The following is a 14,488-nucleotide window of genomic DNA, read 5'->3' as shown; positions in this document are numbered from 1 at the left end:
GTGGACACCGAGCCTGCGAGATACCGGGATGTACTCGGCAACCGGGAGTACCGGTCGCTGTGGCTCGCCGACCTGTTCTCCATCATCGGCTCGCAGTCCGGCCGGGTCGCGCTCGGCTATCTGGTGCTGCTGGAGACGAATTCCGCCGCGCTGACCGGACTGGCCTTCGGCATGACCTACGGCGGGGCACTGCTCGGCGGGATCCTGCTCTCCAGCCTCGCGGACCGGTTCCCGCGTCGTGCCGTGCTGATCCTGGCCGATCTCGTGCGCGCCGCGCTGATGGTCGTGGTCGCGATCCCCGGGGTGCCGATCTCCGCGTTGTGCGTGCTCGTCGGGCTGGTGTCCTTCGTCGAGGCACCGTTCAAGGCCGGGCAGATGGCCCTGATCGCGGATGTGCTCCCCGGCCGCGCCTACCTCACCGGACTCGCGGTGCGGTCGATGACCAATCAGACGGGCCAGATCGCGCTCTTCCCGCTCGTCGGGCTCGCCCTCACCGTGGTCGAGCCACGGCTGGTCCTGCTGTTCAACGCGGTCACCTTCGTCCTTTCCGGGCTGGTGACCTGGATCGGGGTGCGACCGCGGCCCACCCCGGGCATCGAGGACCGCAGCCACGAGGAAGGGTTCCTCCGTTCCGCGGTTTCCGGGGCACACACCCTGTTCGCCAACGGCGCCCGGCGGGCCCTGCTCGCGTTCGGCGTGCTCAGCGGCCTGTTCATCGTGTACGAGGGGCTGGCCGTGCCGTATGCGCGCGAGCTCAGCACGAACACGATCGCGCTCGGTATCCTGCTCGCGGCGGACCCGATCGGCGCGGTGCTCGGCTCGATCCTGTGGACCAAGCTGATCCGGCCGCACTGGCACGAACGGCTGCTCAGCCTGGTCGTGCTCGGCGCCGGAGCGCCGCTGTTGGTCAGCTTCGCCCATCCCGGCCTCGCGGTAGCCGCGATCAGCTTCCTCGTCGCGGGCGTGTGCGGCGCGGTGACCCTGCTGCAGGCCACGAACTCGCTGGTCGACCGGGTTTCCGCGGGCACGAGGGCGCAATCGCTCGGGCTGCTCAACGCGGGCATGAACACCGTGCAAGGCATCGGCCCGCTGCTCGGCGGAGTCATCGCCGACCGGCTGAGTACCGCCACGGCAGTCGGGATCATGGGTGCCGTGGGCATCCTGCTGGCAATACCGCCCATTCTCGCCTGGCAACGCGCCCAGGCGAGTGCGCGGACATGAATCGAACCGTCGGTTACGTGCGGTTACGCATCGTGCTGCGCCTCCTCCGACGTCTACCCGGGTACTCACGTCGATCGCCTGTCCCGGCTATGGTAGGCAGACCCGATTGGCCATGCCAATGCCCAAGGTTGCGAGTATGACCACTCCTACCTCGCAGGCCGAGCCCGAAGAACCCGGATCCACCCGGATCGGTTTCGATCCCCGCCGGTGGACCTGCTGGCAGTGGCCGCTCGCCTGGCGGTGGTACACGGCGGCCGCGATAGCCGGGGTCCTCGTCGTGACCGTGCTCAGCGCGCTGCAGGCCGATCCGCACAGCACGAACTGGGCGGTCTTCGGGATCATCCTCGTGCTCGGCATCGCACAGGCCGAACTGTCCCGTGGGGTCGAGCGCTCCCGGCGCAGCCTCAGCGGGCAGACCCACATCGACTTCCTCGCCGTCTGGGTCGTGCCCGCCGCCCTGTTGCTGCCGGTCTACCTGATCACGGTCATCTTCGGTGTCCTCTATCTGCACCTGTGGTTCCGCAGCTGGCGGCCCGCGAAGACCGCGCCGCTGGCCCGCATCGTCTCCGGCGCCTGCCTCGGGCTGCTCGCCTGCTCGGCAGCGCACCTGGTCAGCGAGTACCTGCTCGCCGCGCAGCCGATCGGCGAGGTCTCCGCCGAACGGCTGGGCAGCGCGATCCTGGTCGCCGCCGCGGTGTTCGAGCTGATCGACGCGGTCGCGATGGCGATCTCGATCAAGCTGCGGGACCGCGAGGGGCGCGGGTTCACCGCGCTGTTCGGTTCCGCGGACGACAACCTGCTCGAGGCGACGACCCTGTGCCTGAGCGTGCTCGCCGCCTTCGTGCTCGCGCTGTTCCCGTTCGCCGCGGTGATCGTGCTGGTGCCGACCGCCACACTGCACCGCACGGTGCTGACCAAGCAGCTGGAGAAGGCGGCCTCCACCGACGGGAAGACCGGGCTGGCGAACGCGGCCGCCTGGAACATGGCCGCGGAACGGACCTTCGCCCTCGCCAGGCGCAATCAGCTGCAGGTCGGCCTGCTGATGATCGACCTGGACTTCTTCAAACGGGTCAACGACGACTACGGGCACTACGCGGGCGACGATGTGCTCGGCGCGATCGGCACGATGTTGCGCACCGAGGTCCGGACCTTCGATCTGGCCGGCCGGTTCGGCGGGGAGGAGTTCGCGGTGCTGCTGCCCGCCGCCGATCTGCGGGAGGCCATGGCGACGGCCGAACGCATCCGGGTCCGGGTCACCGAACTGGCGGTGGCCAGCGAGAACACCGCGGGGGAACCGGTCACGATCGACTCACTGACGGCCTCGGTCGGGGTCGCGATGTACCCGCTGCACGGCCAGAAGGTACGCGACTGCCTGCGCGTCGCCGACCAGCACGTCTACACGGCGAAATGCCAGGGGCGCAATCGCGTGGTCGGCTTCGAACACGGTGAGGGCAGCATCTCCGCGCTCTGAGAAATCCGCCCTGGGAAATCTCGGCTTTCGGAGAGCTCAGGCGTGCACCTCGGGCGGGGTCGGCCGCGGTGTCTCGTCCCCGCCGACCAGCCGCGCACCCGGAACCGGGCCGGAGGCCACCCGGACACCCGCGCAGGTCCCGGTCGCGGCCAGCTCGGTGGCGACCTGACCGGCCGCCTGCTCGCCCGAGCAGAGAAACGCGCAGGAGGGGCCGGATCCGGAGACGATCCCGGCCAGCGCCCCCGCGTCCACCCCGGCGCGCAGGGTCCGGCGCAGACCGGGCCGCATCGAGACGGCCGCCGCCTGCAGGTCGTTGCCCAGCAGCAGGGCGAGCTGGCGTGGATCCCCGCTGGCGAGCGCTTCGAGCATGGGTTCCACATCGCCGAGCCGGTTGAGCTTCCCCGCGGCACGCAGGCGGTCGAGCTCGCCGTACACCTGCGGGGTGCCGAGCCCTTCGGCGGCCACCGCGATCACCCAATGGAAGGTGTGCCTGGAAAGCACCGGCACCAGCTGGTCCCCGCGCCCGGTACCGAGCGCGGTCCCGCCGTGCAGCATGAACGGCACATCCGCACCCAGTCCGGCGGCGATCCCGGCCAGCTCATCGCGCCCGATCTCGAGCCGCCACATGGCCGCGAGTCCGAGCAGGGTGGCCGCGGCGTCCGCGCTCCCCCCGGCCATTCCACCGGCGACCGGGATTCCCTTGTCGATGAGCACCCGGATCCGCTCGGTGTCCTTGCCCGCGTACTCGGCGAGCGCGCATGCCGCCCGCCAGGCGAGATTGGAGCCGTCCGCGGGAACCTCGGCCGCGGCCTTGCCACGCACCTCGACCCCGGCCTCGTCCCCGATCGCGACGGTGACCTCATCGGTCAGCGAGAGCGCCTGGAACACGGTGCACAGGTCGTGGTAACCATCCGAACCAGGGTCGGCGACCGCGAGATGCAGGTTCACCTTCGCGGGAACGCGCACGGTCACCGGCGGTGGGACAACGGAAAGCACGTATCCCACCCTACCGGTCGCGCTGCGGCTAAGCGGCGAGCGCGGCCGGACCGCCCGCGATGTCACCGCGCACCACACCACCGTGCTCGGCGATCCAGTTCAGCGCGTGCCCGGCGTTCTCCCCGTCGACCCCGAGCAGGAACCGCGCGATCGGCGTGTCCCCGAAGCGAGTCAGTCCGCCGCCGACCGTGGCCAGGGTGACCCCGAACCTGCTGGCCGCCTCCGGGAGCAGCGCACCGACCGTGGCAAACCCGACGAGCACCACCTCGGCGAGCACATCGTGGCGTCGGGCGATCCCGCGCGGCTTGGTGATCTCCGGCAGTACGGCCTCGGCGAGCTCGCCCGTCGGATCGGCGGCCACCGCGAGCAGGCTGCCCTGCGCGACGAGCCGACCGGAGCGCAGCACGGCGAGGTCGTCGGCGACCCGGCGCACCGGGCCGGGATTGTCGGTGAGCAGCAGCACGGAGGTGCCGTACTCGGCGCGGGCCCGATCGAGCACGGTGAGCACGCCCGCGGTGCCCTGGGCGTCGGTGTCCGCGGTCGGCTCGTCCGCGATGAGCACGCCAGGCGATGTGGCGAGGGCCCGCGCGATCGCCACCCGGTTGCGCTGCCCATCGGTGAGCTGGTCGACGCCGTGCGCGGCGCGCTCGGAGAGGCCGATCAGGTCGAGCAGCTCGCCGACCTTGCGCTTGCGGTTCGGGCCGTCCACGCCCGCCTGCTCGAGCGGGAGGGCGATGTTGCCCGCGACGGTGCGCTGGCGCAGCAGGGAATCCTTGCCGGGCACCACGCCGACCTGGCGGCGGGCGTTGCGCAGCTCCCGCCCGCCGAGGGTGCGCAGATCGGTGCCGTCGATGCGCACGGCCCCGCGGTCCGGGCGCTCCGCACCGGCGACGACCTTGGCCAGGGTGGACTTGCCGGAACCGGAGGTCCCGAGCACGCCGTAGACCGAGCCCGGCTGCACGTCCAGGTTCACGTCATCGAGGGCGAGCACGCGATTACCGTTGGTACTGAAAGATTTGGTCAGATGTTCTACTGTGATCACGGGTGAGCTCCACGTCATGGCGCGCAGAAGCGCCGAGAGGGAAAGTTTCAGGCTGGGAAACTCACGCGTGGCGACAGCCGCTGGCCGTCCGGCGGCACTGATCGACTACCCGGCGCTCGGTGAACCGCCAGTCCGGGGCCTGTTCTCGAAGGTGCATCATGTCCCTCCATCGGTCCTGGCGGAAGCACCTGCCGGTGACCGGTGGTTGCTGCGGCGTCGACGAGCCAGGTCTCTCGGCCGCTCGGGATGGAATAACCGTCTAAAAGTGAACACCGAAACGGTGGCCGAGCACAAGCCCCCGACCGTTCCGAGTCCGACACATCACAGTTGGGAATAACCGGCGTCCGCGCGCTGTTGCGAGACCAATTCGGCGAATTGCGCGACAGTGAGCGCCTCCCCGCGGGTCGAGGGCTCGATTCCCGCGGCGCGCAGCAGCCGTTCGGCCTCGGCCGCGGAACCCGCCCAGCCGGCGAGCGCGGCACGCAGGGTCTTGCGGCGCTGCGCGAACGCGGCGTCCACGGCGGCGAACACCGGCTCACGCGGCAGCTCCGCGGGCGGATCGGTGCGGCGCAGCCGCACGAGTTTGGAGTCCACGTTTGGCACCGGCCAGAACACCGAGCGCGGCACCGATCCGGCCGGAACAGCCCGCGCGTGCCAGGCGATCTTGACGCTGGGCACCCCGTACTCGCGCGAGCCGGGCCCGGCCACCATCCGGTCGGCGACCTCGGCCTGCACCATCACCAGCGCGGTGCGCACGCTCGGCAGTTCGGCGAGCAGGTGCAGCACCACCGGGACCGCGATGTTGTAGGGCAGGTTCGCCACCAGCGCGGTCGGCGCGGCGGGCAGCTCGGCCGCGGTCAGCCGCAGCGCATCGCGATGCAGCACCTGCGCCCGCCCGGCGTGTTCGGGTGCGTGCTCCGCGATCGTGGCAGGCAGCCGGTTCGCCAGCGTCTCGTCCACCTCGACCGCGATCACTTCCGCCGCGGCGGGCAACAGCGCCAGGGTGAGCGAGCCCAGACCGGGGCCGACCTCGAGCACCACGTCCCCGGGTTCGAGCTCCGCACCGGCCACGATGCGGCGCACGGTGTTCGGGTCGTGCACGAAGTTCTGCCCGAGGCGTTTGGTCGGCCGCACCCCGAGTTCCTCGGCGAGCGCGCGGATCTCGGCTGGACCTAACAGTTCGGGCACCCGGCAATGGTACGGCGTGCTCAGCCGACCCTTCCCTCAGCCGCCCGGCCGTTCCGGAGCGGAGTGCGCGCGCAGTGGCGGTGGCTCGCCGTCGTAGCAGCTGATCTCGACCATCGCGTGCTGCCCGGTGCACGCCTGGGCGAGGGTGGAACTCGGCCGGTCCGCGGTGAGCACATTGGGGTTGCCGTGCCCGCAGAAGGCGGGATCCTCCGGATCGGGGTCGTACCAGGCACCGGTGGACAGCTGCACCACACCCGGGGCCACATCCTCGCTGAGCACCAGCCCGGCAAGGCAGCGCCCGCGCGCATTGTGCAGCAGAACCGGCGCACCCTCGCGCAGCCGCCGTGCCTCGGCATCGGCGGGATGCATGCGGACCGGTTCACGGTCGGCGACCTTGGCCGAGCGGCTGTGCTCGCCGACATCGAGCTGGCTGTGCAAGCGGGTGCGCGGCTGATTGGCGATCAGGTGCAGCGGATAGCCGCTGTGCCACTCCTCGGGTTCGAACCACATCGGATGGCCCTGGCAGTCCGGGTACCCGAATCCCGCGATGGTCTCCGAGTAGATCTCGATCCGCCCGCTCGGGGTGCGCAAGGGGTTTCGCCGCGGATCGGCCCGGAAATCGGCCAGCAACACCCGCTCCGGTTCGTAGAGCGGCACCTCGATCGGATCACCGGACCAGAACTCGTCGAAACCGGGGAGCTCGTGCCCCAGGGTGGCCAGCCGATCCCGCCAGTCCTGGTAGAGATGCCGCAGCCACTCGCCCGCGGTGCGCCCCTCGGTGAACCGCTCGGCCACCCCGAGCCTTCCGGCGAGCTCGGCGAACACCGTGTAGTCGTCCTTGGCTTGTCCCGCCGGTTCGGTGAGGGCGGGCATCGGGAACAGTGTCGGATCGTTGCCCCCTGATCCGTAGTCGTCCCGCTCGATCGCCATGGTGGTCGGCAGCACGATGTCGGCGTGCCGGGCGCTCGCGGTCCAGAACGGATCGTGCACCACGACCGTGTCCGGCCGGGCGAAGGCCCGCCGCAACCGCGCCAGGTCCTGGTGGTGGTGAAACGGGTTGCCGCCCGCCCAGTAGACGAGCCGGATGTCGGGGTACTCGCGGTGTTGCCCATCGAACTCGTAACGCTGTCCGGGATGCAACAGCATGTCCGCGATACGCGCGACCGGAATCGAGTCCTCGACCGGATTCTGTCCCTGGCCCAGCCGCGGAGCCGAGGCCACCGTCGGCGGTTTGCCGACATCCCCGGAGGATCCGTACCCGTGCCCGAATCCACCGCCGGGGAGACCGAACTGGCCAAGCATCGCGGCGAGCACGATACCCATCCACACCGGCTGTTCGCCGTACTGCTGGCGCTGCAGCGACCAGCTCACGTTGATCAGGGTGCGCGAGGCGGCCATCTCCCGCGCCAGTGACCGGATCCGCTCGGCCGGTATCCCCGTGATGCGTTCCGCCCATTCCGGGGTCTTGTCCGCCAGGTAGGGGGCGAACCGTTCGTAGCCGACCGTGCAGCGCGCCAGGAACTCCCGGTCGCACAGGTCTTCGGCCTCGAGCACGTGGGCGATACCGAGCATCAGCGCGGTGTCGCTGCCCGGTTTCGGCGCCAGCCATTCCGCGCCGAGCGTGCCGAAAGTGTCGTCGCGCAGCGGGCTGACGGACACGAAGCGGCAGCCGCGATCATGCGCGGCCGAGAGCCAGGAACCGAGCTCGTGGCGCCCGATCCCGCCCGGGGCCACGGCCGAGTTCTTCGGCGAGAGCCCGCCGAACGCGACGAACAGTTCGGTGTGCCTGGCGAGCACCGAGGCCGAGGTGCCGGAGAGCAGATTGCCGATGCTGCCGAGCACCCGCGGCACGAGCACCCCGGAGGCCCCGAAGCTGTAGTTCTGCTCCGAACGGACGTAACCGCCGAGCGTGTTCAGGAACCGGTGCACCTGGGACTGTGCATGGTGGAACCGGCCCGCGCTGCTCCAGCCGTACGAACCGCCGTACACCGCGCCCGGGCCGTGTTCGGAGTAGACGCGGCGCAGTTCCCCGGCGAGCAGGTCCAGTGCCGTCCGCCAGGAGACCGGGACGAACTCCTCGCCACCGCGTTCGGCGGGCCCTGGACCACCGTCGAGCCAGCCCTTGCGGATGTGCGGCCGGTCGATGCGTGCCGGATGGTGCTGCGCCGAGGCGATATTGCCGAGGATCGGGTTCGGGGCGGGATCACCGCGCCACGGCCGCACCGCGGTCAGCCGTTTGCCATCGCTCTCGGCTTCGAACGCACCCCAGTGCGCCAGCTGTATGGTCACCGTCACCTCCGCGAACGCCGTACCATCTCGCCATGTTGACGGTACAGGTCACCGAGACGATCGACTGCGCTCCGGACGAACTGCTCACGTTCGTGACGGACATCGAACGCTACGCGGAGATCGACCGGAAGATCCGGCCGGTGCACTGGGTGCGCCGCGCGGGCGACTACACCGAATTCGGCTGCCGTGGTCACCTCGCGGGGATCCCGACACCCAAGGTGGTGCAGTGGATGCGGCTGACTCCCGGGCAGCGGGTGGACATCGGCCTCGCCGGGCCGCCACGCAACCGGCTGACCCGGATGCTCGCCGAGTTCACCGCGAGCTTCGAGGTCACCGCGACCGAGGCCGGGCGCACCCGGCTGGTGCGCACCCTGAACTTCACCTTCTGGCCGCCACTGCGCCGGATAGCCGAACCGCTGCTCCGCGAGCGCCTCACCGCCGAAGTACACGAGGAGGTGGCGCTGGCGAAGCAGCGGCTGGAGGGCTGATCTTCGACTGCCGGGCTCAGTCCATGCCGAGCTTGCCCGCGCACTCCCAGGGCTGCAGGCCGCGGGCGGCCTTGACCTTGTTGGCAATGTCGATCTGCTGCGCCTTGCTGGCCTGGTCCGCGCGCGGGGCGTACTTGCCGCCGCCATTGGACTGCCAGGTCGGGGTGTTGAACTGCAGACCGCCGTAGTAGCCGTTGCCGGTATCCGCCGACCAGTTGCCGCTGGACTCGCACTGCGCGATCTGATCCCACAGCGCGCCGTTGCTGACCGAGGGCTCGGGCTTCTTCTTGGAGCCGACGTGGATGACCTTCGGCTTGGCATCACTGACCTTCTTGACGCCAAGCTGTTCCCGCTTGGTCTCCTTGCCGTTCACATCGGTGATCCGGTAGGTGACGATCTGCTTGCCGGGAGTCCCGGGATCGGTGACCTTCTGCTCGCCCTCGTACATCGAGTCGTCGTCGACCTTCTGCACCGGCGGGTCGATGTCCTCGTTCTGGTTGATGACCTTGACACCCGAGCGGGAGATCATCACCTGCGCGCCGTTGGCCAGCTTCACGTCGGCGCCGGGGCTGACGGTGTCCTTCGGGCCGAGCGGCAGGTTCAGCGACTTGAGCAGCTCGCCGACGGTCACCGCGTGGGTGTCCACCATCCGCGGCTTGTTCGCGCCGTCCAGGATCTGGATCGCCTTGAGGGTCTTGACCTCGATGTTCTGCCCACCGAGCGGGATCTGACTGTCCGGACGGGTCGAGATCCACGCGTTGCTGGTGTTGATCTGCAGATCCTGCAGCGCCTGGCCGACGTTCTCCGCGTGCACCCAATGCTGCTGCTGCACACCGTCCACGGTGACGCTGAGCTGGCGGCCGCGGTCGAGGGTGACCGTGCCACCGTCGGAGACCGAGGCGTTCGGTGAGGGGGAAAGCGTGTCGTGCGAACCCGCCTTGAGCCCTTCGCTCTCCAGCACGCCTTCCACGTTGTCCGCGAAGGTGTGCACGGTCTTCGTCTTGCCGTCCACGTTCAGGTTGACGGTCTTGTTCATCGTGGCCGCCGCGGCACCACCACCGGCCGCGGAGAGCAGCACGGCGCCGATCGTGGCGCGCAGGAACCGCTTGCGCCACGGGGAAAGGGCCGCGCGCGGTTCGGCCTTGCGCTCGCCTTCCTCGGCCTCGGGGTCCGCGGTGGACACTCCGGCGAGGGCGGCTTCGATCTCGGCCTCGGTCTGCTCGTCGATACGTGGCAGGAGCATCGTCTCGGCGTTGAGCAGGCCGACGAGCTCGTCCATGTCCAGATCGGACGCCGCGAGGAGATCGTTGGCGTCCTCTCCGAGGACCTCCATGACGTCCTCGGTGGTCACCGAGAACGGGGAACCGGAACCGGCCGGGGTGGCCTGCAGGTCACCGCGCCAGACGGTGGTCCATTCGCCGGAGATCTCTGTTTCACGGGGAGCGGGAAGCTTCGGGTTGCTGTCGAGCAGGAGCGTGCTGCGCCTGCGGCTCGCGGTCACCGGATCCTTACCTCCGAAAGGCTTTCACGCGGCATCGCCGACAGACATGAGGTATGGCAACAGTGCTGCCTACTCATGCGCTGCATGCGACCTACGCGAATACTCGTTCGTTGTGGTCCCGAGCCAGCGTCGTCCCCAACACCCAAATGAACTAGCGGTGTGAGCATTTCCCCGACGTACGCCGACGTGACTGCGGGTGAGACATCGATCAGCAGCAAAATTCGGGGTACTGCCGGTCTCTGCCTCGGTCACGGGACCGTAACGGGTCCACAGCGGCAATGCAAACACCCGGTTGGCATAACGTGTCGCCCGTCACAACGGCGGAAGTCCGTAGGCGTGTTCGGCATTGCCACGCACCGTGATCGCGAGTTCCGCCTCCCCGGCGCCCCGCAGCGCGGCGAGCCCGCGCAGCGTGTACGCCGCGCAGTACGGCTCGTTCGGCCTTCCACGGTAAGGATGCGGGGTCAGGAACGGTGCGTCGGTCTCGACGAGTAAAAGGTGCTCCGGCGCGATCCGGGCCGCCTCGTGCAATGCGGTCGCATTACGGAAGGTCACTGTTCCGGAGAAAGAAAGGAAATATCCGGCATCGGTTGCGCGCCGGGCAATATCCGCGTCCCCGGAAAAGCAATGCAGAATCACCGTATCGGGGGGCGTCCGATTCGCCAGGATTTCCAATACATCCTCGTGCGCGTCCCGATCGTGGATCATCAGCGGCTTACCGGTCCGCTTCGCGAGGTCTATATGCCATTCGAAGGCTTCGCGCTGCGCGTCCGCATCGGCAATCGGATGGTCGAGCCCGCCGACCGAGGGCCAGTAATAGTCCAGCCCGGTCTCCCCGATCGCCACCACTCGCGGATACCCCGCGAGCTCCTCCAGTACCGCCCGCTCCCGGTCACCGAACACCGCGGTACGGGTCGGATGCAGGGCCACGGCCGCGTAGACCCGCTCATCGGCCTCCGCCGCCCTGGTCACCCAGCGCGCCGAATCCAGATCATCGGCGACCGTCACCACGCGCGCTATCCCGGCGGTGTTCGCCCGGTCCAGTACCTCGGTCATCTCGGCCGCGCACGCGTCCAGATGGGTGTGCGCATCGATGATCGGCTCGGCGAGCGGCTCCGGAACCGGTGGTGCTTCGCGGCTTTTCTCCTTACTCACGAAATCAGTATCCTGCGCGACCGCAGTATCCCGGCGCCGCCCCCGAACAGCACGGTGGCGCAGGCGAGCACGGCCGCGAGCCAGACGGGGAGCACCGGCAGCAGCAGGAGCAGGCAGACCAGGAAGGCCAGCGTCCACGGGATGCCGCCGAGTAGTCCGTGCACGAGCTCGACCGGTCCGCGGAGCCCGTCGGCGCGGTGGGTGAACACGAGCAGCACGGAGGCCAGCGCCGGGAAGGCGGCGAGCACTCCGGCGGCCCGCGCACCGAGCAGGACGGCGGCCAGGCCCAGCCCGAGCACCACGACGGTACTGATCACCGCGCGGGCGGGCAGTTCCCAGGCGGGCATGCGCGGCACGACGGACGGTGCCCGCCGCGCCCGCACGAACAGGAGCACGCCGAGGAACACGAGCACCGCGAGCAGCAGCGCGACCAGCGGACCGGGAGCGAGCAGGGTGAGCACGGCGGCTCCGGCCGCGCAGGCGAGGGTGGCCGCGGCCAGGGAGACCGGCCAGCCGAACCGCGCGGCGCACCGGAGGTAGACGGGATAGAAGACCAGCGCCGCGGGCATCCCGAGCAATACCCCGCGGGCCGCCGAGCAGGCCTGTCCGGGGCCCTGGGTCGCGGCGAGGATGAGCAGGAACGGTCCGGTGGTCAGCGGCAGCGCGGCGAGGCGGCCGCCGAGCAGGTGGCCCCAGCGGCGCTGGACGAACGAGACGAGCAACACGAGGGCCGGGGTGAGCAGGGCCTTGAGCACGATGTCCACGTGCTTCGATGTTGCCGGGGAACCGGCCGAATTTGGCTAGCGATCACCGGCTCAAATCGGGATTCGACCGAGATATCATCATTGAACTGGGAAGATCACCGAATTGTTCGCGAGGTCAGGATGGATTCAACCGACCGCAAGCTGATCGCCCTGCTGCTCGAGGACGCCCGGCTGACCTATCAGGAGCTGGCCAAGTCGGTGCGGATGTCGGCGAACACGGTCGCCGACCGGGTGCGCAGGCTGCGTGCCGCCGGGATCATCTCCGGCTATCACGCGAAGCTCGACCACACCCGGCTCGGCAGGCCACTGGTACTCGTCAGCGATCTGCGGCTGCGCGAGGGCTACGACAACGAGCGCTTCCACGAATCGGTGGCGAGCATCCCGCAGATCTTCGAGGCCTTCCGCACCACGGGCGAGTACGACTACCAGATCCGGGTCGCGTGCACGGGCACCGCAGAGTTCGAGCGGGTGATCGCCACACTCAAACGCGATCACGGGGTCCGCGAGGTGCGATCCCGGTTGTTACTCCGCGAGATCCCCCTGCCCGCGGCACGTGTCCTGGAGTCCTAGCCCGGGATGGGTGCGAAGTCCGGGCCGGTCTCGCCCAGTTTCGGGTCCAGCTTCGGGAACAGCGGCTTCGGTTTGCTCAGCGGGGTTCCCGGCTCGGGCGGGCTGGATGCCCAGTGCGCCTTCTCGCTTCCGTAGTCCCCGTGCAGGATCGGGTTGATCTGACCGGCGACGTCCAGATCCTCCACTTCGGACAGTTGCGGCTGCGCGGCCCAAGTCCCGGTCCCGCCGAGCAGTTCGTGCACTTTCTGCGCGGCGTGCGGCAGGAACGGGGTGAGCATGGTGTTGGCATCGGAGACCACGTGCAGCGCGGTGTTCAGCACGGTGTCCCGCCGGTCCGGATCGTCGCCCAGTTTCCACGGCTCCATGTCGGAGATGTAGCGGTTGCACGCGGTCACCACGCGCATGGCCTCGGTGGAGGCCGCGCGGAACCGGGAGTGCCGCAGATGCTCGCCCACGGTGTCGAAGGCCGCGCGGGACAAGGATTTCAATTCCTCATCGGCCTGCTGCGGGGCACGCGCGGCCGGTACCGAGCCCACGTTCTTGTAGGACAGCGAGACCGCGCGGTTGACCAGGTTGCCCCATTCGTTGGCGAGCTCGAAATTGCTGCGCCGGACGAATTCGTCCCAGGTGAAGTCGGCGTCCTGGTTCTCCGGCCCGGCCACCGCGATGTAGTAGCGCAGCAGGTCCGGCCCGAATTCACGTAGGAAGTCGTTCACGTAGATCACGGTTCCGCGGGAGGTGGAGAATTTGGAACCGCTCATGGTGAGGAATTCCGAGGAGACGATCTCGTCCGGCAGCCGCAGCTTCCCGTACGGCCCGGTGACCCCGCCACGATCGCCCTCGCCGTTGTGCCCGAGCAGCAACGCGGGCCAGATCTGGGCGTGGAAGGTGATGTTGTCCTTGCCCATGAAGTAGTAGCCGCGCGCGTCCTCGTTCAGCCAGAACCGCTGCCACGCGTCCGGGTCCCCGTTGCGGCGCGCCCATTCCACGCTCGCCGAGAAGTATCCGATCACCGCGTCGAACCACACGTAGAGTCGCTTCATCGGCTGATCGCGCCAGCCGTCGAGCGGAATGGGCACACCCCAGTCGAGATCGCGGGTCATCGCGCGGGGGCGCATGTCGTCGACCAGATTGCGCACGAACTTGAGCACGTTCGGCCGCCATTCGGTCTTCCCGGCGAGCCATTTCCCGAGCGTCTCGGTGAACGCGGTGAGGTCGAGGAACAGGTGCTCGGTCTCGACGAACTCCGGTTTCTCGCCGTTGACCCGGGAGCGCGGGTTGATCAGGTCGGTGGGGTCGAGCTGGTTACCGCAGTTGTCGCACTGATCGCCGCGCGCCCCGTCGTAACCGCAGATCGGGCAGGTGCCCTCGATGTAGCGGTCCGGAAGGGTGCGGCCGGTGGACGGGCTGACCGCGCCGGTCGTCGTCTTGGGCACGATGTACCCGTTGCGGTAGAGCGCGAGGAAGATGTCCTGGGTGACCTTGTAGTGGTTCCCGGTCGTGGTCCTGGTGAACAGGTCGTAGGACAGGCCGAGGCCGCGCAGGTCCTCGTGGATCTTCCAGGCGTACTTGTCCGCGGTCTCGCGCGGGCTCAGGCCCTCCGCCTCCGCCTGCACCTGCATCGGCGTCCCGTGCTCATCGGTGCCGGAGACCATCAGCACCGGGTGACCGGCCATGCGCATGTACCGGGAGAACACGTCGGAGGGGACGCCGAAACCGGAAACATGGCCGATGTGCCGCGGCCCGTTGGCGTACGGCCAGGCCACGGCGGTCAACACGGGATTCTGCATACGCACAGCCTAC

At 69.2% G+C, this 14,488-nt stretch carries 12 protein-coding genes and 1 riboswitch; of the genes, 4 read left to right on the top strand and 8 right to left on the bottom strand.

The genetic code is table 11. From position 1 onward, the window contains the following. Together A37U_RS42785 and A37U_RS0108010 are read left to right on the top strand one after the other, a co-directional pair. Positions 1 to 1,221 carry an MFS transporter gene (locus tag A37U_RS42785; RefSeq protein WP_020496108.1) on the top strand — a complete coding sequence of 407 codons (1,221 nt, stop codon included), beginning with the start codon at positions 1 to 3 and terminating at the stop codon, positions 1,219 to 1,221. A gap of 136 nt (positions 1,222 to 1,357) precedes the next feature. Continuing rightward, entirely contained in the window at positions 1,358 to 2,692 is a 1,335-nt protein-coding gene (locus A37U_RS0108010) for a GGDEF domain-containing protein (protein ID WP_020496107.1), read from the top strand. Positions 2,693 to 2,728: 36 nt separating this feature from the next. On the opposite strand, the gene A37U_RS0108005 is transcribed toward A37U_RS0108010, so the two are convergent. From A37U_RS0108005 to A37U_RS42780, 4 genes are all read right to left on the bottom strand, one after another. Beyond that, positions 2,729 to 3,688: a 4-(cytidine 5'-diphospho)-2-C-methyl-D-erythritol kinase gene (locus A37U_RS0108005; protein ID WP_026196976.1), complete on the bottom strand. Its 960-nt coding sequence runs from the start codon at positions 3,686 to 3,688 to the stop codon at positions 2,729 to 2,731. 28 nt (positions 3,689 to 3,716) lie between these two features. Beyond that, positions 3,717 to 4,730, bottom strand: a complete 1,014-nt coding sequence (locus tag A37U_RS0108000) for a methionine ABC transporter ATP-binding protein (RefSeq protein WP_020496105.1) — start codon at positions 4,728 to 4,730, stop codon at positions 3,717 to 3,719. Positions 4,731 to 4,893: 163 nt separating this feature from the next. Beyond that, positions 4,894 to 4,983: riboswitch (SAM riboswitch) on the bottom strand. A gap of 68 nt (positions 4,984 to 5,051) precedes the next feature. Further along, a complete protein-coding gene (gene rsmA / locus A37U_RS0107995) occupies positions 5,052 to 5,918 on the bottom strand; it encodes a 16S rRNA (adenine(1518)-N(6)/adenine(1519)-N(6))-dimethyltransferase RsmA (protein WP_020496104.1) in 867 nt (288 codons plus the stop codon). A 36-nt stretch (positions 5,919 to 5,954) separates the two neighbouring features. Next, positions 5,955 to 8,213 carry a molybdopterin-dependent oxidoreductase gene (locus tag A37U_RS42780; RefSeq protein ID WP_020496103.1) on the bottom strand — a complete coding sequence of 753 codons (2,259 nt, stop codon included), beginning with the start codon at positions 8,211 to 8,213 and terminating at the stop codon, positions 5,955 to 5,957. Positions 8,214 to 8,239: 26 nt separating this feature from the next. Between A37U_RS42780 and A37U_RS0107985 the strand changes: the two genes are divergently transcribed. Continuing rightward, complete coding sequence (locus A37U_RS0107985) at positions 8,240 to 8,695, top strand: SRPBCC family protein (protein ID WP_020496102.1); 456 nt, start codon at positions 8,240 to 8,242, stop codon at positions 8,693 to 8,695. A 16-nt stretch (positions 8,696 to 8,711) separates the two neighbouring features. Here the strand turns inward: A37U_RS0107985 and A37U_RS54360 are convergent, their stop codons facing one another. The 3 genes from A37U_RS54360 to A37U_RS42775 form a co-directional block, all read right to left on the bottom strand. Beyond that, positions 8,712 to 10,196, bottom strand: a complete 1,485-nt coding sequence (locus A37U_RS54360; protein ID WP_020496101.1) for a resuscitation-promoting factor — start codon at positions 10,194 to 10,196, stop codon at positions 8,712 to 8,714. A 312-nt stretch (positions 10,197 to 10,508) separates the two neighbouring features. Beyond that, positions 10,509 to 11,351 (bottom strand): TatD family hydrolase, encoded by an 843-nt coding sequence (locus tag A37U_RS0107975; protein ID WP_020496100.1) that lies wholly within the window; start codon positions 11,349 to 11,351, stop codon positions 10,509 to 10,511. Beyond that, positions 11,348 to 12,115, bottom strand: a complete 768-nt coding sequence (locus tag A37U_RS42775) for a hypothetical protein (RefSeq protein ID WP_020496099.1) — start codon at positions 12,113 to 12,115, stop codon at positions 11,348 to 11,350. The genes A37U_RS0107975 and A37U_RS42775 overlap by 4 nt, the downstream gene beginning before the upstream one ends. 120 nt (positions 12,116 to 12,235) lie before the next feature. Between A37U_RS42775 and A37U_RS0107965 the strand changes: the two genes are divergently transcribed. Then, the gene (locus A37U_RS0107965) at positions 12,236 to 12,685 is read left to right on the top strand and encodes an Lrp/AsnC family transcriptional regulator (protein ID WP_020496098.1); all 450 of its coding nucleotides are present in this window, start codon (positions 12,236 to 12,238) and stop codon (positions 12,683 to 12,685) included. On the opposite strand, the gene metG is transcribed toward A37U_RS0107965, so the two are convergent. Beyond that, positions 12,682 to 14,475, bottom strand: a complete 1,794-nt coding sequence (gene metG, locus A37U_RS0107960) for a methionine--tRNA ligase (RefSeq protein ID WP_020496097.1) — start codon at positions 14,473 to 14,475, stop codon at positions 12,682 to 12,684. The genes A37U_RS0107965 and metG overlap by 4 nt on opposite strands. Positions 14,476 to 14,488: the final 13 nt, after the last annotated feature.

Source organism: Sciscionella marina DSM 45152 (genome assembly GCF_000379465.1).
In the GTDB taxonomy this organism is placed as follows: domain Bacteria; phylum Actinomycetota; class Actinomycetes; order Mycobacteriales; family Pseudonocardiaceae; genus Sciscionella; species Sciscionella marina.
The sequence above is the reverse complement of the archived record's forward strand: the minus strand, read 5'-3'. Positions and strand labels throughout refer to the sequence as shown.

What these genes read in the sequence shown, in the direction of transcription:
- A37U_RS0108010 (WP_020496107.1), top strand. Translation starts at nt 1,358, where the DNA reads ATGACCACTCCTACCTCGCAGGCCGAGCCCGAAGAACCCGGATCCACC.
- A37U_RS0107985 (WP_020496102.1), top strand. Translation starts at nt 8,240, where the DNA reads ATGTTGACGGTACAGGTCACCGAGACGATCGACTGCGCTCCGGACGAA.
- A37U_RS0107965 (WP_020496098.1), top strand. Translation starts at nt 12,236, where the DNA reads ATGGATTCAACCGACCGCAAGCTGATCGCCCTGCTGCTCGAGGACGCC.
- metG (WP_020496097.1), bottom strand. Translation starts at nt 14,475, where the DNA reads ATGCAGAATCCCGTGTTGACCGCCGTGGCCTGGCCGTACGCCAACGGG.